At 34.8% G+C, this 22,649-nt stretch carries 32 protein-coding genes; 22 read left to right on the forward strand and 10 right to left on the reverse strand.

Going from position 1 to position 22,649, the window contains the following annotated elements:
* Positions 1-294: 294 nt before the first annotated feature.
* From BJS11_RS12040 to BJS11_RS12145, 22 genes are all read left to right on the forward strand, one after another.
* Entirely contained in the window at positions 295-819 is a 525-nt protein-coding gene (locus BJS11_RS12040) for a bacteriophage terminase small subunit (RefSeq protein ID WP_036853255.1), read from the forward strand.
* Entirely contained in the window at positions 816-1,046 is a 231-nt protein-coding gene (locus BJS11_RS12045; protein WP_036853254.1) for a hypothetical protein, read from the forward strand. Before BJS11_RS12040 ends, BJS11_RS12045 begins: the two co-directional genes overlap by 4 nt.
* A 29-nt stretch (positions 1,047-1,075) precedes the next feature.
* Positions 1,076-2,680, forward strand: coding sequence for a terminase TerL endonuclease subunit (locus BJS11_RS12050; RefSeq protein ID WP_209436229.1), 1,605 nt, complete (start codon positions 1,076-1,078; stop codon positions 2,678-2,680).
* The gene (locus tag BJS11_RS12055; protein WP_036853146.1) at positions 2,670-2,954 is read left to right on the forward strand and encodes an HNH endonuclease; all 285 of its coding nucleotides are present in this window, start codon (positions 2,670-2,672) and stop codon (positions 2,952-2,954) included. The genes BJS11_RS12050 and BJS11_RS12055 overlap by 11 nt, the downstream gene beginning before the upstream one ends.
* Before the next feature lie 12 nt (positions 2,955-2,966).
* Positions 2,967-4,103, forward strand: a complete 1,137-nt coding sequence (locus BJS11_RS12060) for a phage portal family protein (protein ID WP_036853147.1) — start codon at positions 2,967-2,969, stop codon at positions 4,101-4,103.
* Positions 4,084-4,620 carry an HK97 family phage prohead protease gene (locus BJS11_RS12065; RefSeq protein ID WP_036853148.1) on the forward strand — a complete coding sequence of 179 codons (537 nt, stop codon included), beginning with the start codon at positions 4,084-4,086 and terminating at the stop codon, positions 4,618-4,620. The genes BJS11_RS12060 and BJS11_RS12065 overlap by 20 nt, the downstream gene beginning before the upstream one ends.
* Positions 4,613-5,794 (forward strand): hypothetical protein, encoded by a 1,182-nt coding sequence (locus tag BJS11_RS12070; RefSeq protein ID WP_036853149.1) that lies wholly within the window; start codon positions 4,613-4,615, stop codon positions 5,792-5,794. Before BJS11_RS12065 ends, BJS11_RS12070 begins: the two co-directional genes overlap by 8 nt.
* 20 nt (positions 5,795-5,814) lie before the next feature.
* Entirely contained in the window at positions 5,815-6,078 is a 264-nt protein-coding gene (locus tag BJS11_RS12075; RefSeq protein WP_002820020.1) for a hypothetical protein, read from the forward strand.
* The gene (locus BJS11_RS12080) at positions 6,078-6,392 is read left to right on the forward strand and encodes a hypothetical protein (protein WP_036853150.1); all 315 of its coding nucleotides are present in this window, start codon (positions 6,078-6,080) and stop codon (positions 6,390-6,392) included. The genes BJS11_RS12075 and BJS11_RS12080 overlap by 1 nt, the downstream gene beginning before the upstream one ends.
* The gene (locus BJS11_RS13975) at positions 6,382-6,720 is read left to right on the forward strand and encodes a hypothetical protein (protein WP_036853151.1); all 339 of its coding nucleotides are present in this window, start codon (positions 6,382-6,384) and stop codon (positions 6,718-6,720) included. The genes BJS11_RS12080 and BJS11_RS13975 overlap by 11 nt, the downstream gene beginning before the upstream one ends.
* Positions 6,711-7,076, forward strand: coding sequence for a hypothetical protein (locus BJS11_RS12090; RefSeq protein WP_036853152.1), 366 nt, complete (start codon positions 6,711-6,713; stop codon positions 7,074-7,076). Before BJS11_RS13975 ends, BJS11_RS12090 begins: the two co-directional genes overlap by 10 nt.
* Before the next feature lie 56 nt (positions 7,077-7,132).
* Entirely contained in the window at positions 7,133-9,502 is a 2,370-nt protein-coding gene (locus tag BJS11_RS13660; protein WP_052080622.1) for an SGNH/GDSL hydrolase family protein, read from the forward strand.
* A 107-nt stretch (positions 9,503-9,609) separates the two neighbouring features.
* The gene (locus BJS11_RS12100; RefSeq protein WP_036853153.1) at positions 9,610-10,515 is read left to right on the forward strand and encodes a phage tail tube protein; all 906 of its coding nucleotides are present in this window, start codon (positions 9,610-9,612) and stop codon (positions 10,513-10,515) included.
* A gap of 37 nt (positions 10,516-10,552) precedes the next feature.
* On the forward strand, positions 10,553-10,828 hold the full coding sequence (locus BJS11_RS12105) for a hypothetical protein (protein ID WP_015979526.1): 276 nt from the start codon (positions 10,553-10,555) through the stop codon (positions 10,826-10,828).
* A gap of 19 nt (positions 10,829-10,847) precedes the next feature.
* Positions 10,848-11,360, forward strand: a complete 513-nt coding sequence (locus BJS11_RS12110) for a hypothetical protein (protein WP_036853154.1) — start codon at positions 10,848-10,850, stop codon at positions 11,358-11,360.
* Complete coding sequence (locus BJS11_RS12115) at positions 11,360-14,350, forward strand: tape measure protein (protein ID WP_036853155.1); 2,991 nt, start codon at positions 11,360-11,362, stop codon at positions 14,348-14,350. Before BJS11_RS12110 ends, BJS11_RS12115 begins: the two co-directional genes overlap by 1 nt.
* A complete protein-coding gene (locus tag BJS11_RS12120; RefSeq protein WP_036853156.1) occupies positions 14,350-15,246 on the forward strand; it encodes a phage distal tail protein domain-containing protein in 897 nt (298 codons plus the stop codon). The genes BJS11_RS12115 and BJS11_RS12120 overlap by 1 nt, the downstream gene beginning before the upstream one ends.
* The gene (locus BJS11_RS12125) at positions 15,246-16,373 is read left to right on the forward strand and encodes a hypothetical protein (RefSeq protein WP_036853157.1); all 1,128 of its coding nucleotides are present in this window, start codon (positions 15,246-15,248) and stop codon (positions 16,371-16,373) included. Before BJS11_RS12120 ends, BJS11_RS12125 begins: the two co-directional genes overlap by 1 nt.
* Complete coding sequence (locus tag BJS11_RS12130; protein WP_036853158.1) at positions 16,363-16,656, forward strand: hypothetical protein; 294 nt, start codon at positions 16,363-16,365, stop codon at positions 16,654-16,656. The genes BJS11_RS12125 and BJS11_RS12130 overlap by 11 nt, the downstream gene beginning before the upstream one ends.
* Complete coding sequence (locus tag BJS11_RS13445) at positions 16,646-17,638, forward strand: hypothetical protein (protein WP_036853159.1); 993 nt, start codon at positions 16,646-16,648, stop codon at positions 17,636-17,638. Before BJS11_RS12130 ends, BJS11_RS13445 begins: the two co-directional genes overlap by 11 nt.
* A gap of 33 nt (positions 17,639-17,671) precedes the next feature.
* Complete coding sequence (locus BJS11_RS12140; RefSeq protein ID WP_197064330.1) at positions 17,672-18,013, forward strand: hypothetical protein; 342 nt, start codon at positions 17,672-17,674, stop codon at positions 18,011-18,013.
* Positions 18,010-18,771: a peptidoglycan recognition protein family protein gene (locus tag BJS11_RS12145; protein ID WP_036853161.1), complete on the forward strand. Its 762-nt coding sequence runs from the start codon at positions 18,010-18,012 to the stop codon at positions 18,769-18,771. The genes BJS11_RS12140 and BJS11_RS12145 overlap by 4 nt, the downstream gene beginning before the upstream one ends.
* Positions 18,772-18,905: 134 nt before the next feature.
* On the opposite strand, the gene BJS11_RS12150 is transcribed toward BJS11_RS12145, so the two are convergent.
* From BJS11_RS12150 to BJS11_RS12185, 10 genes are all read right to left on the reverse strand, one after another.
* Positions 18,906-19,097, reverse strand: coding sequence for a hypothetical protein (locus BJS11_RS12150; RefSeq protein WP_036853162.1), 192 nt, complete (start codon positions 19,095-19,097; stop codon positions 18,906-18,908).
* 60 nt (positions 19,098-19,157) lie between these two features.
* On the reverse strand, positions 19,158-19,427 hold the full coding sequence (locus tag BJS11_RS12155) for a hypothetical protein (protein ID WP_036853163.1): 270 nt from the start codon (positions 19,425-19,427) through the stop codon (positions 19,158-19,160).
* The gene (locus tag BJS11_RS14205) at positions 19,424-19,603 is read right to left on the reverse strand and encodes a DUF7228 family protein (RefSeq protein ID WP_043626189.1); all 180 of its coding nucleotides are present in this window, start codon (positions 19,601-19,603) and stop codon (positions 19,424-19,426) included. Before BJS11_RS14205 ends, BJS11_RS12155 begins: the two co-directional genes overlap by 4 nt.
* Positions 19,600-19,947, reverse strand: coding sequence for a DUF7339 family protein (locus tag BJS11_RS12160; RefSeq protein ID WP_036853164.1), 348 nt, complete (start codon positions 19,945-19,947; stop codon positions 19,600-19,602). The genes BJS11_RS14205 and BJS11_RS12160 overlap by 4 nt, the downstream gene beginning before the upstream one ends.
* A gap of 1 nt (position 19,948) precedes the next feature.
* The gene (locus BJS11_RS12165) at positions 19,949-20,143 is read right to left on the reverse strand and encodes a hypothetical protein (RefSeq protein WP_036853165.1); all 195 of its coding nucleotides are present in this window, start codon (positions 20,141-20,143) and stop codon (positions 19,949-19,951) included.
* A gap of 55 nt (positions 20,144-20,198) precedes the next feature.
* Positions 20,199-20,390, reverse strand: a complete 192-nt coding sequence (locus BJS11_RS12170) for a hypothetical protein (RefSeq protein ID WP_068505922.1) — start codon at positions 20,388-20,390, stop codon at positions 20,199-20,201.
* Positions 20,391-20,558: 168 nt separating this feature from the next.
* Positions 20,559-20,813: a hypothetical protein gene (locus tag BJS11_RS12175; RefSeq protein WP_036851135.1), complete on the reverse strand. Its 255-nt coding sequence runs from the start codon at positions 20,811-20,813 to the stop codon at positions 20,559-20,561.
* Positions 20,814-21,139: 326 nt separating this feature from the next.
* Positions 21,140-21,448, reverse strand: coding sequence for a DUF3310 domain-containing protein (locus BJS11_RS12180; RefSeq protein ID WP_036851133.1), 309 nt, complete (start codon positions 21,446-21,448; stop codon positions 21,140-21,142).
* On the reverse strand, positions 21,448-21,567 hold the full coding sequence (locus BJS11_RS14210; protein ID WP_425337477.1) for a DUF7186 family protein: 120 nt from the start codon (positions 21,565-21,567) through the stop codon (positions 21,448-21,450). Before BJS11_RS14210 ends, BJS11_RS12180 begins: the two co-directional genes overlap by 1 nt.
* 57 nt (positions 21,568-21,624) lie before the next feature.
* Positions 21,625-22,512 carry a DNA adenine methylase gene (locus BJS11_RS12185; RefSeq protein WP_036851131.1) on the reverse strand — a complete coding sequence of 296 codons (888 nt, stop codon included), beginning with the start codon at positions 22,510-22,512 and terminating at the stop codon, positions 21,625-21,627.
* Positions 22,513-22,649 lie beyond the last annotated feature (137 nt).

Consider the following 22,649-nt stretch of genomic DNA (forward strand, 5'->3'; position numbering starts at 1 on the left):
CCCCCATTAAATGATATTTTAAGGGAAATTTTCAGCACAAAGGACTCCCGGCTGCGAATCCCCCAAAAAATCAAAAAGAAAAATCTCGCTAAATCTTGCTAAATCTCGCTAAATCTCGCTAAATCTCGCTAAATCTCAAATAAAAAGGAAATTATATGGCTATATGCTAATATTTTGGCTCGTATGAGCGTGTTTATATCATTACGATATAATTTAAGTCTAATTAACTTAACGCTCACAGGAACGAAAATATAGGCTTTAAACGATATAACCACATTTAAAAGAAAGGATAATATGCAAACACAAAAAGGTGGCAGACCCACAATTTTACCTAAGATGTATGAAGAACCGCTTTTTAGCCAAATCATTGATAAAATTGAATCAGGCTGTAATGACAGAGAAATCTACACCAGTTTGCATTGTTCGGCTAAAACTTTTAGAAAGTGGCGAGATGACAATATAAAGGCGTATGACGAAGCTAAAAGCATTGCTAGGGGAAATCTATTAGAACTAGCCGAAAGTGCCTTAGCGAGCAAACTGACAGTCAGAACGCTAAAAGAAACAGAAACAATATATGACGCTGACGGAAACGTTGAAAAAGTAAAGGTTAAAGAGAAAGAACTTGATAAAGATAGCTTGGTAGCAATGATGGTTGCTAAGGCTGGAAACCCTGAACTTTATAACCCTACTGAATGGCGGAGATTGCAACAGGAAGAATCAAGTGCTCATGACCTTAAAGCTAAAATTGAAGAACTTGACGACTATAAGCTAAGTAAGTATAAAACGCCAGAAATCAAAGTCCCAGAGGGGTTTGAATGAAAAAATATTGGGTAGTTGAAGACCATTTGGGCGGAGGACTTTATCTGATGTCAGAAAATACTTCAGAAAAAGAATTAGAAGAAGTTGAAGATTATTGTGAGACGTGTGGAGACAACGATTCTATTATTGGTCAGTTTTCAAACTGGAAACAACTTAAAAAAGAAATGACTGATGACGAAGGTTGGTGTCCATATTCAGATGAATATTTGCAATCAGTATTTGAATAGAAAGGGAATGAATGTATTATTTAAATAAAATGTTGGAATACAACAAAGAAAACGGCATTATTATTAATAAGTACATTCGCAAGACTATTCAGAAGCAAATACGTATTCATAACAAATATATTTATCGCTATGACCGTGTTACGCAAGCTATTGAATGGATAGAAGACAACTTCTACCTGACTACTGGTAACCTGATGAAAATTGAGCTACTTCCAACACAAAAATGGTGGTATGAGTTAATGTTAGGCTATGATATGGTTGATGAAAAAGGTGTTCAAGTCAACCTAATTAATGAGATTTTTCTTAATTTAGGCCGTGGATCAGGTAAGTCTAGTTTAATGGCTACGCGCGTGCTTAACTGGATGATTTTAGGCGGACAATATGGCGGAGAAAGTCTAGTTATTGCATACGATAATACACAGGCTAGACACGTATTTGACCAAGTTAGGAATCAAACGGAAGCAAGTGATACATTAAGAGTGTACAATGAAAACAAGATTTTCAAGAGTACAAAACAAGGGCTAGAATTTACGTCTTTCAAAACCACTTTTAAAAAGCAAACAAATGATACTTTACGAGCGCAAGGTGGTAACAGTTCCCTTAATATATTTGATGAAGTCCATACCTATGGCGAGGATATAACAGAGTCAGTTAATAAAGGTTCACGTCAAAAACAAGATAACTGGCAAAGTATTTACATCACTTCTGGCGGACTTAAACGCGACGGACTTTATGATAAACTTGTTGAACGATTCAAATCAGAAGAAGAATTTTACAATGATAGGTCATTCGGCTTGCTTTACATGCTAGAAAATCATGAGCAGGTCAAAGATAAAAAGAATTGGACTATGGCTTTACCACTTATTGGCAATGTTCCTAAGTGGTCAGGAGTTATTGAGGAGTACGAGCTTGCGCAAGGAGACCCAGCGTTACAGAATAAGTTCTTAGCGTTTAATATGGGCTTACCTATGCAGGATACAGCTTACTACTTCACTCCGCAAGACACTAAACTAACAGACTTTAATTTATCTGTATTTAATAAAAATAGAACTTATGTCGGAATTGACCTATCCTTAATTGGCGATTTAACCGCTGTATCGTTCGTTTGTGAGTTAGAGGGTAAAACTTACAGCCATACGCTAACTTTCTCTGTACGGTCTCAATATGAGCAACTGGACACAGAACAACAAGAGTTATGGACTGAATTCGTTGACAGAGGCGAACTAATCTTACTTGATACGGAATACATCAATGTGAACGACTTAATACCGCATATTAATGACTTTAGAACCAAAACAGGGTGCAGACTTAGAAAAGTCGGATACGACCCAGCTCGCTATGAAATTTTAAAAGGGCTGATTGAGCGTTATTTCTTTGACAAAGATGGAGACAACCAAAGAGCAATTCGACAAGGTTTCTCAATGAGTGACTATATCAAGCTATTAAAATCTAAGTTAGCGGAAAATAAACTTATCCATAACCAAAAAGTCATGCAGTGGGCTTTAAATAATACTGCTGTTAAAATCGGACAAAATGGGGACTATATGTATACTAAAAAACTTGAAAAAGATAAAATTGACCCTACTGTTGCTTTGACAATGGCTTTAGAAATGGCGGTGTCAGATGAAGTATAATGTTGACACAGTTCGAGAAAGTGGTTGGTATAATAAAAAAGAATGGTTGGCTGTCCGTGATTATGTAAGACAACGTGATAAGATGACTTGCGTAAGATGTGGCGCATTCGGTGCTAAAAAATACGAAGTAGACCATATTATAGAACTAACTTGGGAAAATCTTGATGATTGGAAAATAGCGCTGAACCCTGATAACCTACAACTCCTTTGTAAGTCTTGCCATAACAAGAAGACAAGCGAGTATAAACGTGGGAAAGGTGTGAGTTTATGGTAGAAAGGGGAAAAATTGAACTTATTCGGAAAAGTGGTATCATTTTCACGTGGAAAGCTAAACAATGATACTCAAAGAGTTACAGCGTGGCAAAACGAAGCGGTAGAATATACAAGTGCCTTTGTGACTAACATTCATAATAAAATCGCTAATGAAATAACAAAAGTAGAATTTAATCATGTTAAATATAAAAAGTCTGATGTTGGTTCTGATACTTTGATTAGTATGGCAGGTTCTGACTTAGACGAGGTTCTAAACTGGAGTTCTAAGGGCGAACACAATAGCATGGAGTTTTGGCAGAAAGTAATTAAAAAGTTGCTATGCACGCGCTATGTTGACCTGTACCCTATATTTGATAGTGAAACAGGAGATCTATTAGACCTACTATTTGCTAACGATAAAAAAGAATATAAACCTGAAGAATTAGTAAGGCTTATCAGTCCTTTTTATATCAATGAGGATACAAGTATTTTAGATAATGCTCTAGCTAGTATTCAAACTAAGCTGGAACAAGGTAAATTGCGTGGCTTGTTGAAAATTAATGCCTTTCTTGATATTGATAATACGCAAGAGTATCGAGAAAAAGCCTTAACAACAATAAAGAACATGCAAGAGGGTTCGAGTTACAATGGTTTGACACCAGTTGATAACAAGACGGAAATTGTAGAACTTAAAAAAGATTATTCCGTTTTAAACAAAGATGAAATTGACCTTATTAAATCGGAACTTTTGACAGGCTACTTTATGAATGAAAATATTTTGCTTGGTACTGCTACGCAAGAACAACAAATTTATTTTTATAACTCTACTATCATTCCTTTACTGATTCAACTTGAAAAGGAACTGACTTATAAACTGATTTCAACAAACCGCAGACGAGTAGTTAAGGATAATTTATATTATGAACGCATAATCGTAGATAACCAGCTATTCAAGTTTGCAACTTTGAAAGAATTAATTGACTTGTATCACGAAAATATCAACGCTCCTATTTTTACACAGAATCAACTTCTTGTTAAAATGGGCGAGCAACCAATCGAGGGCGGAGATATTTATGTCACAAACCTTAACGCAGTTGCTGTTAAAAACCTAAGTGATTTACAAGGCAATAGAAAGGACGTAACAAGCACAGATGAAACTAATAACCAATAGTGCTGAAATTAAAGTAACTGAAAACGAGGACGGTTCTAAGTCGTTCCAAGGCATTGGTTCAGAAGTTGGCGTAGAGAATCGTAACGGTATTATCTTGACCCCTAACTGCATTGAGTTTGCTAGAGAACGATATCCATTGCTATATGAACACGGAGCTGGATCTAGTGAAGTAATTGGGGACGCGAAAGTTTATTATGACTTAGCTTCTAATAAATACCTGACTGACTTTACGCTTTACGACAATGCACCAAACATTAACAAAGCTGTGGAAAATGGAGCGTTTGATTCACTATCAATTGCCTATTACATTACAGATTATGAGTTTAATGAAAATGATGCTCTAGTTGTAAATAAAGCACAGTTTAAAGAGATTTCTCTTGTTTCAGTACCAGCTGACCCTAACGCAAAGTTTATTCAAAATGCATTGGGCGAAGAACTCACAGAAGAACGTAACAAAATTATTGAAAGCCGTAACGCTTTGAAAGAAATTGAGGATATTAAAAAGAAATATGAATAAACCTGATTTAATCGAAAAACAGAACCGCTTGGCAGAACTTAAAGAAAATAACGTATCTTTAAAATCTCAAATTAGTGGCTTTGAAGTAAAAAATGCAATTGAAGACTTGCCAAAAGTACAAGAATTGGAAAAAACACTTTCAGAAAATTCAATTGAAATTATCAAAATTGAGAATGAACTTAACGCACAGGAAGAAAAACCAAAAGGAAAAGATAAAATGACAAACTTTATTGAATCACAAAACGCTGTAACAGAATTTTTTGATGTATTGAAAAAGAACTCTGGAAAATCAGAAATTAAAAACGCTTGGAGCGCAAAACTTGCTGAAAATGGTGTAACTATCACAGATAAAACTTTTGAGCTTCCACGTAAATTGGTTGATTCAATCAACACAGTTTTGTTAAATACTAACCCAGTGTTCAAAGTATTCCGTGTTACAAATGTCGGCGCTTTGCTCGTATCACGCTCATTTGATTCAGCTAATGAAGCAAATCTCCACAAAGACGGACAACAAAAAGTAGAACAGGCTGCAGCTCTCACTATTGATACTCTTGAACCTGTAATGGTTTATAAATTGCAATCACTTGCTGAACGTGTTAAACGACTTCAAATGTCATATTCTGAACTTTACAACTTGATTGTAGCGGAACTTACACAAGCTATTGTTAATAAAATTGTTGACCTTGCGCTTATTGAGGGTGACGGAACAAACGGTTTTAAATCAATTGAAAAAGAAGCAGACGTCAAAAAAATCAAAAAGATTACTACAAAAGCCAAATCAGCTGGCAAAACTCCATTTGCTGACGCTATTGAAGAAGCGGTTGACTTTGTTCGCCCTACTGCTGGACGTCGTTATTTGATTGTTAAAGCAGAAGACCGTAAAGCCTTGTTAGATGAGTTACGTCAAGCAACTGCAAATGCTCACGTTCGTATTAAAAATGATGACGCTGAAATTGCCTCTGAAGTTGGAGTAGATGAAATTATTGTCTATACAGGTTCAAAAGCACTCAAACCTACTGTATTGGTAGACCAAAAGTATCACATTGACATGCAAGACCTTACAAAAGTTGATGCCTTTGAATGGAAAACTAACAGCAACATGATTTTGGTAGAAACACTAACAAGCGGTCATGTTGAAACTTATAACGCTGGTGCAGTAATTACAGTAGCATAAGAATAAAATGGAGGAAGTAAATGATAGATTATATTAAGGTCTATTGTGGTATTCCGATTTTAGTAACAGCTTATGATAGTAAACTTATCTTATTCCGTTCAATAGCTATTAAATTGCTAGAAAAAAATGGTATTAAAGCTGACGAAACAAGCGTATTAGTTAAAGACTTTATTTCTTGTTATTGTCGGCTTAATATTGTTGATGAACCAGCAGAACAATGGCGAAATGCTGAAATGAAACGTTTGGCTTCTTTGCAAGAGTTAATGTATTATGGAGGTATTTAATGATATTCTCACAAGTTACATTACAGGTAGAAACGACTGTTAAGAAGAAGAACGGTGCAGAAGCTAATGTTATAAAGCCTATCGTTTTACCAGCAGTTAAACAGAGAATTAGTCAGACAAGGCTTGATGAGTTTTCTATGATTGGGCTAGGTAAAAACGTAAGATACGAGCTTAACGGAATCGGAGAAATGGAAGACTTGATTTTCAACTATTTCTTGGACGAAAAAGGCGAAACTTTCAAGCGTACAACATGGGAAAGAAACCCTAAGAATAACAAGATGATTTTAGAGGGGGTAGTAAGCAATGGAATTTGATTCTTATATAGATTGGTACAACAATTTGCTTACAATGCCTCTAAATGACGTTATTTTAGGTGTTAAGGACACGATAGAAGACAAGACGGTATATTTATCACTTAGTGACTCAAAGGTCATTAAAATGGATAATACGAGCTTTGTCATGGGTTACTATTATCAAGTTGTTTTATCTGTTAAAGATGTTGACGATGAACTTGTAGAACTAGTCGGAAATGTTTTACAAAACGGTTGGAATATGACGAACTGGTCAGAGAATAGCCATTTGTACAATTATACTGGTACTGTTTATTTGCCTTGTGGTGCAGGTGGTCAAGCATGGCAATGAATTTACTTAATACAGCAAGCATAGCTAAAGAAATGCAAACTAAAGTAACAGAACGCATGGGCGACTGGTTTGAAGCAGAATTTAAAGCTAAAGCGAATAGTGCAAGCCGAAGAACTAGATTAATTAGAAGTCATGGTCACACCTATACTTATGCTAGATACCAAAATACTGGTCAATTATCAAGTAACTTAAAACAAGTTAAAAAAGGCGATAAAATAGTTATTGACGCAGGTACTAGAGCTAATTATACTAGCGGTTATCATGGTATGTACTTTTTAAGAAATAAAAAAGGTATGCAAGACGTTAAAACAACATTGAAAAAAGGCGCTATTTATGCTAATTCAATGAAATTATAAAAGTAGAAAGTGGTTTAATTACATTTGATTGAAATTAACAATAATGGTATTTTTTAATGAGTTTAGATAATTTTAAAAATAGAGCGATTGTATGGGATACGGTCAATAAAGGCTTCCCACAACCAATTCAAATAATGCAAGGCGACGTCAACGCTAGAACATTGTCAATTAAAATACTTGATAATGGAGGCGAAATTGATTTGACTGGCCATTCATTAAAACTTACATATCAATATACTAATAGCAGTAATTCAGGTTTTGTTATGATTCCTCCTGAAAACTTAACTAAGGGAGAGTTTATTTTAGTAATTCCTACCGAAATGACAGAAACTGGAGTTATTGAAGCGAACTTAATACTTCTCAATGAAGATAAAGAGCAGGTTATCGTCAGCAAGAACCTTACGTTTATATCAGATAATTCTACGGTTACAGATTTAGCTCAAGAAGTAAATAATAAGATTGATGATTTTACAAAATTATTATTGGAAAATATGCCACAAGTAATGCGTAGTGAGTTGAATGACTTACATGCTCAAACTGAATCAAACAAGAGCAATATTGAGCTTAAAGCCAATCAAACAGACTTGAACAACTTACAAGCTGATGTCAGCAGGCAAGGGATTGCAATTTCAACAAAAGCTGAACAATCAGATTTATTAATCACAAATCAAAATGTAACAACTGCTCAAGAAACAGCAAAACAAGCTGAAAGTGAAGCCAAAAATGCAATGGCAAAGGCTACCGAAGCACAAGCGAACAGTTTAACACCAACAACTTTAAATGTTGCTTGGGAAGTTGGTAAATATAATGATAATAATGGCGAAACAGTTATTAATGAGTCTATGAATAGAACTGTAAAGTTTGATATTAGCGGTACTGTTGAATTAAATATTAAAAATCCAACTAATTATACACTTTATAAATATTTTTTATATGATAAAAATGGTGCTTTTTTACGCTATGGCGAAGTAAAAAATGGAATGAGTATAAAGCATATTGGCAAAATTGCTTTTCAAACTGCCAAAACTGGTTTTGGAAAAATGGGAGAAGATGTTGCAACGACAAAATCAAATTTTATTTTTACATCATATATTTCAACTACAGACAAAATAGACATTATTGAAGATGAATTAAAATTTCTCAAAGATAGAATGTTAGTTGATATTGACTTGACTGTAACATATGGAAAATATAGTGTTGGTAGTGCTTCAAAAGATATTAACAAGACATACTTTTCAACTCAAAAAATGACATTAAATAAGGGTTCTATTTTAAAATATACTAACTCAAAATATTTAAGATTAGAATTAGTTAAATTTAATAGCAATACTTTGAAATGTGAGAGTGTTACTGTTACAAACGAAAAAAATATAAACGCAAATGGAATATATGCTATTCAAGGGTATGTTAGATTAAAACCTCTTACACAATCTGATATTGACATGATATTAGCAGACATGCAAGTTTTAAATTACACTTCATCCACTAACAACGTACCGAGTAATTTAGATAGTTTTCAAAAAATGGTAAATTATACCCCGTCAGTAAGTAATGACACTGTTACAACAACTACTACTGCGTTTGATTATTACAAATATCCAGTTACACCTATTTGGGGACATGAATATTTAGAGCATTGGTATGAGAAAATTTATGACGGTGTAAATAATATATCAATAGCATTAGACGGAGATAGTATAACTGCTGGTTACGCTCCACTATCATCGGTTCAAGATACTTTTTTTGGCATGAAAGATTATGCACTTAAAAAAATAATGAAGGCAGGGAATTATGATTTAAAAAAATTATCAATACTAAACAATGGTTTTGGTGGTAGAAATACGAATGAATGGGTAGGAAACCCAACTTATGCTTTGCCTTACTATTTACAAAAATACCCTAATGGTTTTTTACAAACATCGATGGAACATAACCCAGACCTTTTAATAATTGGATGGGGAATGAATGACGCTGATAAAAACCATACGAAGTTCGCTGGGTTAACACTAGAACAAAGATTAAACTTATTTAAAACAAATATGGAAGAAGGATTGAAAAGAATAAGAGGAAATACAAGTGTTAATGGTAGACCAGCTTATAATAAAACCGTAAAAGATTTGGCTATTATCATCACTTTGCCAACAGTTGGAACAGTTTATAATACTGGGAGAACCTATGTAGAGTGGTTTCAAAATGTTAGACCTATAATACAAGAATTATGTCGTAAATACGAGTGTGCGTTTGCTGATTTTACAGCGAGAACTTACGCACATAATGATATGTCTATAAAAACATGGTCAGCTTTAAATTCAGATGGCGTTACTTATGGATCGATACACCCTAACAAATACTCAATGGCTCAAATTATGTCACAGTTACAAGATTTAATATATCCTGTTTGCATGTGGAATATTGATATTGATTAATATATATTTAGGATTGCATGGGAAAATATCGGTTCAGCAGTAATTGGTTCAACGACAATATATTATTGGAAACGTACTGCATAAAAAAATAAAAAGGAAAATAAAAAATGAAATTAGATTATAACTCACGTGAGATTTTCTTTGGTAATGAAGCTCTAATCGTAGCTGATATGGCCAAGGGAAGTAACGGAAAACCAGAGTTTACTAACCATAAAATTGTAACTGGTTTAGTATCAGTTGGCGCAATGGAAGACCAAGCGGAGACTAACAGCTATCCAGCTGATGACGTGCCAGACCATGGAGTGAAAAAAGGTGCTACCTTACTTCAAGGCGAAATGGTATTCATTCAAACAGACCAATCGCTTAAAGAAGACATTTTAGGTCAACAAAGAACAGAAAATGGCTTGGGTTGGTCTCCTACTGGTAATTGGAAAACGAAATGTGTTCAATACCTTATTAAAGGGCGTAAGCGTGATAAAGTTACAGGGGAATTTGTTGACGGTTATCGCGTAGTCGTTTATCCAAATTTGAGACCAACAGCAGAAGCAACAAAAGAATCAGAAACAGATTCAGTTGACGGTGTAGACCCTATCCAATGGACTTTGGCAGTACAAGCGACTGAGTCAGATATTTATTTGAATGGCGGTAAAAAAGTCCCTGCTATTGAGTACGAAATTTGGGGAGAACAAGCAAAAGATTTCGTCAAGAAAATGGAAAGTGGTTTATTCATTATGCAACCTGATACAGTTCTAGCTGGTGGAATTACACTCGTAGCTCCTGTTATTCCTAATGTGACTACTGCTACAAAGGGTCATAATGACGGAAGAATCGTAGTGCCTGCCACTTTGAAAGATTCTAATGGTGGAACTGTAAAAGTAACATCAGTGATTAATGACGCAAATGGAAAAGTAGCAACAAACGGACAACTTGCTCCAGGTGCCTATAACGTAAAGTTCTCCGCTGAGGGTTATAAAGATGTTACCGCAGGAGTTTCAGTAACTGACCATTCATAAGACTAAAAATAGATTAAGTAAAGGAATATAAAATAAAATGGCAAAACAATTGAGTACAGCACGTAAATTTAAAATGATTACAGGTAAAGACCTTTTCCAACAACAAAAGGCAATGGATACAGAACTTAAAAAAGAAGACGGAGAAATTACTGACCTAATGGAGTTCGTTCAATATGGTCTATACTTGGCTCTTTTTCAAGATAACATTGTAAAAGCTAAAAGTGACTTCTCTGACTTCCGTTCTAGCTTCGAGTTCGATACTGACGGTAAAGGGCTTAAAGAACTTGTCGAATTATGGCAGAAAGAAATTTAATGAGCTGAAAGGACTGTAAATGATTTTAAAACATGCAATTAGATACTTAGAACTAACTGGTTCAGACTTTATTACAGATTTAAAAGACTTTGCAGACCTACAAAATTCTTTTGTCGCTGGATATATTCCTGATGACTTTACAGAGCAAATGGAGAGCTTTACAGACAAGTTATTGATACTTTGGGTAGATTGTAACGGAGGAATGCAAAACGCCTTAGATGATAAAACAGAGCTTCCTACAACTAACGAGTTAATCAATATCTTCTGTAAAACTGTTTTTATTAAAGAAAAAGAGGAAACGGAAGACGATACAGTCTTCTTTTCTTCTAGTTCATTGATTAAGAAAAAGAAAGATACTGTAAGGGAAAATAAAACTTTAGAACTTTTGACTGTTTTGGGCAATAATGAAATTGATATAACACAGTTCATGGAAATGGAACTAGAACTTGTTTATAAAATAATCGAACTTATTGCAGAGAAAAAGAAAGAGGAAAAAGAAAAAGAGAAAAGGCGTAAAAGAAAGGGTATGTAATGGCAAGTAATGCAACATTTGAGGTCGAGATATACGGTAATACAACGAAATTCGAGAACTCACTTAAAGGCGTTAATACCGCAATGTCAGGGCTTAGAGGAGAAGCTAAAAACTTACGTGAAGCTCTAAAACTTGACCCCACAAATACCGGGAAAATGGCGCAATTGCAGAAGAACTTACAAACGCAGTTGGGCTTATCACGTGACAAAGCAACAAAATTAAAAGAAGAACTTTCTACGGTTGACAAAGGGACGTCAGCAGGTCAAAAGAAATGGCTACAACTTACTAGAGATTTAGGTACAGTAGAAACACAAGCTAATAGGCTAGAGGGCGAAATTAAGCAAGTCGAGGGTGCTATTAGTTCAGGCTCTTGGAACATTGACGCTAAAATGGATACTAAAGGCGTTAATAGCGGAATTGAGGGCATGAAGTCACGCTTTAGCGGTCTTAGAGAGATTGCTGTTGGTGCATTCAGACAAATCGGTGCAAGTGCTGTTAGTGCTGTCGGTAACGGCTTAAAAGACTGGGTATCTAACGCAATGGATACTCAAAAAGCCATGATTTCATTGCAAAATACAATGAAGTTCAAAGGCAATGGAAAAGACTTTGACTATGTAAGCAAATCTATGCAGAATCTTGCTAAAGATACAAATGCAAATACCGAAGATACTTTAAAACTTTCAACAACGTTCATTGGTTTAGGCGATAGCGCTAAAAAAGCGGTCAGTAAAACAGAAGCATTAGTAAAAGCTAACCAAGCATTTGGTGGTACTGGCGAAAACCTTAAAGGTGTAGTTCAGTCTTACGGTCAAATGTCGGCAGCTGGTAAAGTTACGGCTGAAAATATTGGACAATTAACCGATAACAACACAGCTCTTGGTTCTTCTTTAAAAGACACTGTTATGAAAATGAACCCCTCATTACAGCAATACGGTTCTTTTAATGACGCTGTTTCAAAAGGCGCTGTTTCGATGGATATGCTCAACAAGGCTATGGAAAAAATGGCTAAAGGTTCGGGCGGTGGAATCAAAACTATTGGGGACGCGTGGGACAGCTTCAACGAAACAATGTCAATTGCTTTAGTGCCTACTTTGAACGCTTTAACACCTATCATTAGTGGCTTAATAGACCAGATGTCTGACTGGGGCGAAAGTGCTGGTAAAGCTGTAACAAATGTAGTTAAGTATTTCCAAGACTTGTTTCAAAAACTGCAAGAAAATGCAGCCACTTTAGCATTTTTAGAGGCTTGGGATAGCATAAAAAGTGCATTTGGTTCCATAGTTTCTATTATAGGGAATGTCATAAATTCATTTATTGGAATAAATACAGAAACAACAAAAAACGCAACAAGTATAGATAACGTAGCAAAAAGCATAGCTGTATTTGCTGGTAAATTTTCAGAAGTCACGAAAAAAATAGCTGATTTTCTGCAAAAAATTAGTGAAAGTAAAAGCGCAATAGATACTTTAAAAGTAGCTTTAGCTGCTTTGGCTAGTGTATTCGTTGCTTTGAAAGTTATTGATGGAATCATTAAGGCTGTCGAGATATATAATAAGGTTGTTGAAGCTGGTACAATTATACAAGGAGCTTTCAATGCTGTAATGGCTATGAATCCATTCGTGGCTCTTGGCATAGCAATCGCAGCCATTGTTGCTGGTTTAGTTTACTTCTTCACTCAAACCGAAACAGGTAAAAAGGTTTGGGGTAGTTTCGTAGACTTCTTAAAGAGTGCATGGGACGGAATAGTTTCATTCTTTAGCGGTATTGGTCAATGGTTTGCTGATATATGGAACGGAGCAGTTGACGGAGCTAAAGGCATTTGGCAAGGCTTAGTCGATTGGTTCAGTGGAATTGTACAAGGTGTTCAAAATATTTGGAACGGAATAACAACATTCTTTACTACTTTATGGACAACTGTTGTTACTGGTATTCAAACAGCATGGGCAGGAGTTACAGGGTTCTTCACAGGGCTATGGGACGGAATAGTAAATGTTGTTACAACTGTATTTACAACCATTGCTTCTTTAGTGACAGGTGCTTATAACTGGTTTGTTACAACTTTCCAACCTTTAATTAGTTTCTTTCAATCTATATTTGGGTTAGTTGGATCAGTAATTAATTTAGCATTCCAACTTATATTGGCTATTATTCGCGGTGCTTACCAATTAGTTATCGGAGCGTGGAACGGCATATCAGGTTTCTTTGGTGTAATATTTAACGCAGTTAGTTCAATAGTTTCAACAGTATTTAGCGCCATAGGTAGCTTTGCTGGTTCAGCTTGGGATATACTGGTTGGCGTATGGAATGCAGTTTCAGGCTTCTTTGGCGGTATATTTAACGCTGTAAAATCAGTAGTTTCAACAGTATTTAGTGCAATCGGAAGTTTTGCTTCTAGCGCTTGGGGAGTAGTTTCATCAATATGGAATGCAGTTTCAGGCTTCTTTAGTGGCATATTCAATTCTGTTCGCAGTGTCGTTAGCGGAGTGTTTAGCGCTCTTGGTGGCTTTGCTTCAAAAGCTTGGGATGCAATTTCAGGTGTATTTAACGGAGTAGCTGATTTCTTTAAGGGAGCGTTTGACGGTGCTAAAGATATAGTTAGCGGAGTATTCGAGGCTTTTGGTAAATTTGCTTCAAATGCTTGGGATGCAATAACAGGAGTATTTAAGGGCATTGGCGACTTCTTTAGCGGAATATTTGGAGGAGTCAAAGATACAATAGACAGCGTTCTTGGAGGTGTAACAGATACAATTAAAAATATCAAAGGTTCAATTGATTGGGTTGCAAGTAAAGTTGGCGGACTATTCAAAGGTTCTATGGTAGTAGGCTTAACAGATGTCAATTTATCTTCTAGCGGTTACGGTTTAAGCACTAACAGTGTATCAAGCGACAATAGAACATATAACACATTTAACGTGCAAGGCGGTGCTGGTCAAGATGTTTCTAACTTAGCGCGTGCAATCAGACGAGAATTTGAACTAGGGAGGGCTTAATGGTAAGACAGTATAAAATACATACTAACTTAGACGGAACAGACGACAAAGTTTGGGACGTTACAAATGGAAAAGTTAGATTTTACCAGCCCTCTAATTTAGGGTTACAATCAACTAATAACATCTGGCAAAGTAATGGTATTGGAATAATGGGAAAACGCTCAATTACTCAACCACAAATAGAGTTTAAGCTAGAAACGTTTGGAGAAAGTTTAGAAGAAAATTATCAATTAATGAAAGACTTCGTAAACGATATTCTTAGCAAAAAATTCGTTACACTTGAATATCAAACAGAAATTTTTCAGGTGTATGCTGATTTAGCTTTAGCAGATGTCACAAAGACAGAGGGTTACGGTAAGAACGGAACTTTCAGCGAAAAGATAACTTTCGATGTAGTTACAAAGTGGTATACTTACGAAAATTTAACTTTTGACATGATTGAAAATGGTAAAGTTCTTTCTGGTAAGTCTAAAATTTATGGAGGAACCGCACCAGGAGACTATAAGTATATCGAAGGAACCTCTTACACTTATTATGGGGAAAGTGACATAGGCCGTTTAAGCCGTTGGGAAATAAAAGAAAAAATATTTAGTTTTATGGGGGTATTATATCCGAAACTTCCTAAAACACCTGCTGGAGTTAGATTTTTAGACGATGTTGGAAACGAATATACTGCAATTGTGTTTAAGACGGAACAGGTACAAGATTATATTTTAATTAATACAGATGTAAATGACGAATTTTATCAAGGCTGGAAGGGTACAACTGTACTAAACTTATTCCCTGTAATGAACTTTGAGCGATACAGAACTCGTATAATTGAAAAAGGTCAAATGGAGCTAGTTAATTTAAGTAAGGCAGAGCTTAAAATCAAGAGAAAGGCGGACTTTATTTAATGTTAGAAGCTAACGTTTATGATAACTTTAACCCTAACTATTACAATATATCTGATTTCAGAATGCCTAATGGTAAAAAAGAAAAAAGAGGCCTTCCAATACCAAAGGCAAGATGTCAAGTTATTGATTACGAACTGTGGGAAACAGGCTATCTTTACACTTCATCAGCTACATTGACCGTTTCGGTAGAAGTTGGCGATATTGTTCAAGTACTTTTTCCTGAAGTTGTTCCAATTGAAGAAGCTCTAGGTAAGAGGAAAAAACTGAATTTAGATATGGTTTACCTTGTGACCGATGTAGACGAAAGTAATAAAGCTACGTTAAAAAACTACTTTTGGGCAATGATTGAAAGTCTTGACGTTCCAAACGCAATAGCCAAAAAGACAAACTCTGGTATAATTAATTATTTAATTGACCCTAATAAAAATAATTTAATGAGTTATGGTTATTTCTTTGATTCAAGTATCTTTGCTGGAAAGGCTACGATTAATCGTAAAGCGGAAACTTCATCAGCTCATGATGTAGCAAAAAGGATATTTTCCAAGGTTCAATTTCAACCAACTACAACCATTCAACACGCTCCATCTGAAACAGACCCTAGAAACTTGTTATTCATTAACTTTGCTTCAAGAAACTGGAATAGAAAAAGAATCACGACAAGGGTAGATATTAAGCAAAGTGTGACAATGGACACGGAAACAATAGTAGAACGTTCAGCTTATAATTTTGCTGTTGTGTTCGTTAAAAATAAAGCAACAGATGACTACACAGACCCTCCTAAAATGTACACAGCAAAAAATAACGGAGATGTCATTGATTATAGCACTTATCATGGAGACGGAACAGACTTGCCAGATGTAAGGACAACCAAAACATTGTTTTATGATAGAGATGACCACGGAAACCCTCCTGAGTTGTCTACTATTAAGGTTGAAATTTCTCCCTCTACAATCGTCACAAGGTTATTCTTTAATCAAAATGAACTTTTTCCTTTGTATGTTAATGACTTAGTAGATATTTGGTACGAGGGCAAGCTATATTCAGGATATATAGCAGATAGAGTTAAAACAGAGTTCAATGATAGACTTATTTTTGTAGGAAGTGGAGACAAACCGAATGTTATATGAGTATGTAGCTACTTATGGCGACAAATATAGAATAGATAGCTTTAAAGGGCATAGAGAGCTTCGTAAAGACCACTTAGAACTATTGCAAGGTAAAGTGTACTATAATAGTAAAAACACGCTTAGAATCGAGACCACGCTCTTGTATGAAGTCGGACAATTTGTATCAATTGGTGGTTATCCTTATGGCGGTAGAAAATTTAGATTGTTAGAGCTATCAATTACTGATAACCCAGTTTTAGATAAAGCGGAAATAATTTCAAGAAAGGTTAAAAATGACAATTAAAAACTTCACGTTTTTCAGTCCAAATGGTACAGAGTTTCCAGTCGGTTCTAATAATGACGGAAAACTATACATGATGTTGACTGGAATGGGCTATAGAACAATTAGGCGCAAAGATTGGAAAAGTCCATTAAATACAGCCCTTAACGTGCAATATGTTAACACATCAATCGTTGCAGGCGGGAGGTATTTTGAACTATTGAATGAAACTGTTGCCTTAAAAGGTAATGCAGTTAATTATATCCATGCAAATATTGACTTAACGCAAACAGCAAACCCTGTAAGTTTATCAGCAGAAACATCAAATAATAGTAACGGTGTTGATATAAACAACGGTTCTGGCGTTTTGAAAGTTTGTTTTGATGTTGTTACGACTTCAGGAACTGGTGTAACAAGCATTAAGCCAATTCTTCAGGCTAGTACTTTAGATAGTATTTCTGCAAACGATTTATCACTTAAAGATTCAATCAATGCAAATAATTTATCGCTTAAAGGTTCAATCAACGCAAACGATTTATCACTTAAAGATTCAATCAATGCAAATAATTTATCACTTAAAGGTTCAATCAACGCAAATAATTTATCGCTTAAAGGTTCAATCAATGCAAATGATTTATCGCTTAAAGGTTCAATCAATGCAAATGATATATCACTTAGAGGTACAATCGATGTTCCAACTCAAATGTTGACAATTCAAACTGGAAATGGTATGCAGTTGCAATTCACTAAAAAGAACGATGATTTAGTAATTGTTAGACTCTTTGGTAGTGTATCAACTACAAAAGCTGGCATTAAAATGTCTGGACCATGGGTAGATAAAGAATTTCGTCCAGCTGTTGTTCAAAGTATTGTTGGTCATTTTGCTGGACATGAGACTTCTTTCCATATTGACATAGACACAAACGGTAGTATTACTTGGTGGGGACCAGATATTGGTAAAACACCTATTGCAACACGTGGTAACGGAAGTTACTTCATTAAATAACAAAATAGAAAGCGAAACAAAATGGTAACTAGAATGATTTTAATAACTATCTTAATTTTAGCGATTCTTTTCGCTACATGGGTAAAAGATAGAGAAGCAATGAACCCACCTTTCAAACGTAGACTTGTGATTGACTTAACGGTTATTTTATCCCTGTGGGTTTTATATGCGGTCTTCTTCTTTACACAAACTCCCTCAACTTCTGATATTGCCAAAACTGTGATTGACGTAGGTTTATTGTACTTTGTAGGGCAATTTATTTATTTGGTCGCAAAAATCAGTCCTATGTTCGACGGTTTGGTTAAACTTATGAAAAAGAACGGTGTAAGTGTTCCAGAAGTAGAAGAAGAACAAACGGAGGATAAAAAAGAATGAATATAACTAATGCTGGTGTACGTGGTTATAACCCTACTGGGGTTGTAATTCACAATGACGCTGGTTCGAATGGTGCTAACGCTGGCTTCTACAACAACTGGTTACCTAATCATAACCCTGAAAATGGCTTTGCTCATGTCTACATTGCTTCTGACGGAAGATTACAAGCTTCTGATTTCTCTAATATGGCATGGCATTGTGCCAACTCGTACGGTAATGCTAACTATGCAAGCTGGGAAGTATGCCAATCAGAGGGCGATTTAAACCAGTTCTTGAGAAATGAGCAAGCGGTACTAGATGACGTGGCTAAGTACATGAAACAATGGGGGTTAACTCCTAATCGTGATACTGTTAAACTACATCAAGAACTTTCAGCAACTTCATGCCCTAGACGTTCAGTAGAAGTACACGGAGGCACGTTAGAGAGTTGTCGCTCATACTTTATCACAGAACTAAACAAGCGCCTTACAGGACAAACTAGTGGCACAGTCGCAGTAAACAATACACAAACAAATACAGAATTAGAGGACGACGATTTAATGAAATTTACATATACAAATGGCGATAAAACAACTTACTACTTTAATGGCGAAAAAGTTATCGCTCTATCACACCCAGACCAATTGGCAATTGTTCGTAAAACTTATAAAGAAACAACTGGCAAAGACCTTAAAAACTTCGATTGGAAAGGTTCGCCTATTGATATTCGTTTCATGCAAGCTAACGGAATCGACAAACCAATCATTGCTAAAAAATAATACGAAAAAGGCCCTCACTTAATTGTGGGGCTTTCTTTGTTCGGTATCATTTCATCTTTTTCACTAACATGTTGACTTCCTCTATTATTAGATCGTTAAGTTTCCTCATCGTGTTCTCTTGCGATTCTGTCAACTTAGGCTTGTTTTTCAGCTTCAACTCTTCGTTGATTTTTTTCACTAATTCGTTGTTCTTCAAGTGATTTCTCCTTAGCTTGCCTTATATGCTCATATTTTGCTTTCTCTTGCGTTTTAAGCTCTTGTTCATATAATTGTGCCACAATATCATTAAAGCCCTTATCTGCCCTTTTATGAGCCTTTTGAATCAATACGATACTTCTAGTTGTGTCGTCTGTTAAAATAAAGATAATTGCTCTCCTTTTTGCGCATCAATTGCTTACCTGATTGATAGCTTCAATAATATTATTGCCGACATTTATTAGAATTTCATCACTTACAATTACATTCTTTCTTGAAAATAGTTCGTTCTCAATCTTCATAAAGTGCATTGCTTTAGCTAAAAATTGAGCAGATGATTCATAATATAATGTTTCTAGCTCATCATCTGAAAGCTGTGTTAAATCATCATTAGCAAAAGTTGTAAGTTTTCGCTTAATCTCTTTGCCATTGTCGTCTTCCTCTACGTAAAAACGTTTCATCTATTCATACCTCTAATTTCAAATTTTTCAATAATATACCTTTTAGAGCCAAGCTCAAGGCTCACTAGATAATTATTAAAAGGGTCATTCTTGTTCAAGTCATTAGCGATCTTTCTAGCTGTTGACCGTGGATATTTTGAACTATTAATCTTCCTTGTGTACTTGTGTAATATTATCTCATTGCCTCCCTTTGCATTTTACGCTTCAATCGTTGCTTATATAGATATTCTTTGCTTGGTTCTAAACTAGACAATATCTCATCTAGTAAGTCAAACGCTTCTCCGTTATCTCCTACGCTATCAATTTTTTTAAGTGTAAGCTCGTGCATTTCATCATCATTTAAAAACATAGTAAGATAAGGGAATGCTACGGTATTTGGCAAGCTCAAGCGTGATTTAGTTATTCTTAGGTTAGGATATTTACCTGTTTCAGATTTAACTTTTAACTCAAATTGATTCATTGCGATACCTTGTTCCTCTAGTACGCTAGTAATTCTTTCATATAATTCTTCATTTGTCATTTTATTTATCTACTTTCTTAACCATTAGTTGCTCATAACCTGAACTTGTTCCGTTCATTACAATTGTTTGAATATCTCCCACACGTTCAAAACCTTTATTTTCTAAAGCACTAATTTGTTTACCTAAACCTTTCAAACTAAAAGCTACAGCTCTCTTATATTTATCTTTAGGCTTCTTGTTAAATAATTTAATCATCTTAATTCTCCTTAATTTTTTATATATACTATTATATTAAACTTCTTTTAAATTGTCAAGCGATAACTTCAGTAATTTCAGTTATTTTTTTAACTAAACAATTAGAAGCTATATCAGATTTTTCTACAAAATACTTAAAATCAAACGCTTCTCTCTTTGTATAATATTTTTTATTTTTAACGTTGTAAAAACCTGTTATATCTTTTTCTAACCATTCTACTTTATAATATGTAAATTCATTATTCATTATCCAATTACTCCTGTCTTAATATTTAGTCTTTGCTGACTTGATAAGTGATATGAATTGCACCACTTGCAGTAATAAGCTCTTACTGGTATCTTATCAGCTTTCTTTTTATTATGCTGTGCATTTGCTATTGAATATAAAGCACCCATTTTTGTGTATTTGCGTTTCTTACACATAATCTAACCACTCCTTAATCGTAAATAATTCAAAGCCATTTAGTTTGCTTTGTTTTTCAATTTCTACTTGATTTCTATCTAGGTCTATCAGCAGTTCAATTACAGGTCTACCATTATCAAGCCACCTGATGACTGTATTAGTTTTAAGACCAAAATACTTAGCACATTGAGCCTTACAGCTGAAGTGTAGTTCTTCTTCCGTTGTAGGGTTATAAGCTACGACCTTTATAGCTTTTTGTGTTGCCATTGTTTAATCCCCTTTCTATAAAACAATATTATCAAATTACTTTATATTTGTCAAGAATTAACTTTAGACCTCTTCAATAAATTCCAAGTATCTTTCATCAATCGCTTTTATCTCTTCTTTCGTGAACTCTGATTTAAAGTTATTTCTTTCTTCTTTAAACCCTAGGAAGAGAAACTTATTCCCTAGCTCGTTTTTAAAAGAGTTTAAATATCCTTTTTTGTTGTTCATCAATTTAACATTGTATTTTTCATTTGTATCTCCTTAATTTCTATAAGACTATAATATCAAAAAAAGTTCACACTGTCAAGCATAAACTTTATTTTCAATTATTCTTCGCCTTTCCATTGTTTGAAATCATCAGCTATATCTTGTGCAAAGCTCATAATGTCGTCAGCAGTGTATTCTGTAAGCTTATTCTCGTTACTTAAGTTAGCAAGTTCTCCTGCATAGTCTAAAGCCTTGTTACGGTCTTTGTCGTAGCTTTCACCCTCTTTCTTGCCAGCTCTCACTAGATACTTTAATACCTGCATTGTATACCAGCCTGCAAGCTCTTCATAGTTAAAATGATGTTTAAAGTATTCGTTAAGTTCCATACCGTATTCATTGGCATAGTGCTTATTTGTACCATAATTCATTAGATGTTACCCCCAATCCATGCAATAAGCAACGTCGCAAGCATACCTATCCAAGTGATAGCGATAAGTGTAAAGCCGACACCTGCAACCATCATTAAAGTTTTTACTGTATCTTTCATTTTGTTCTCCTCTATTTATAACTCTATTCTATCAAATTGCTTTTACTTTATCAAATATTAACTGTTTTTAACCATAAATAATTTCTCATTTTCTTTTTTGCTTCTTCCACTTTGGAGAGTGCTGCGCGCTTTGTCAAAAGAATATACAGCTTCAAAGCGTTCATCTGAAATTGAATAACTTGAAATTATCACGATGTTATTTTTAGCCATTACAAATGCCCAGTCATAAAATTCTTGACTATCGAATTGATTAATATAACCTTTTTGGTGACTTTCTTCATAAGGTGGGTCAAGATATAGAATAGCTCCAGAAACATCACTAAAAGCGTGATAACTTTTGCTTGTAGCTTTTATTTTATTTAATTTTTGAAGTTGTTGAATTCGTTGAAGTTGTTCAAGTCGTTCAAGTTGTTGAAGTCGTTGAATTTGTTGAAATTGTTTGTACTTTTCAATCGATCTCTTATATGTTTTGGTCTGTTTATAACCACTAAAAACGTCATGCTTTTCAATTATTTCTTTAGCTAGATTATATTTTAAATCTGAAATTTCTTTAGAATATAAATAATCTCTCTTTTTATTACCGAAAGAGTTAATCAGCAACTTCAAAAAGTCATCTGTTGTCTTGTTTTCTTTCTCCTTAATCTCGGTAAACTCTGTACGTGAAACAATAAGGCTTTTAATCCACTCACGGTCTTGAGAGATAACTCGTTCAAAAGCGTTGGTTATATCCTTGTCTAAGTCGTTATAATATACTTCTAAGCCATTTAAAATACATTCGGATGTAATTGCTCCGCCTCCTCCGAAGATGTCGTATATCGGCTTGTCTGTGCCAAAGTTCTGTTTGATAATCTCAACTATTTTCTTGCTTATCTTTTTCTTGCTTCCTTGGTATGGTAATCCAATAGGTTTACCTTTTCTGATTTTCTTCTCGTCTAAACTAAGCATTATTTATTGTCTTTCTAGTTTGGTAAAATTTATTCCAGTTTTCTATAAGTTCCAGCAACTTAGGTTCATCATATTCGGTAAATAGTTCAACCTGTGATGTAAACCAGCAGTGTAGACAGCGATCGCAACTATAACAG

It is taken from the genome of Staphylococcus caeli, assembly GCF_900097965.1.
GTDB lineage: Bacteria > Bacillota > Bacilli > Staphylococcales > Staphylococcaceae > Staphylococcus > Staphylococcus caeli.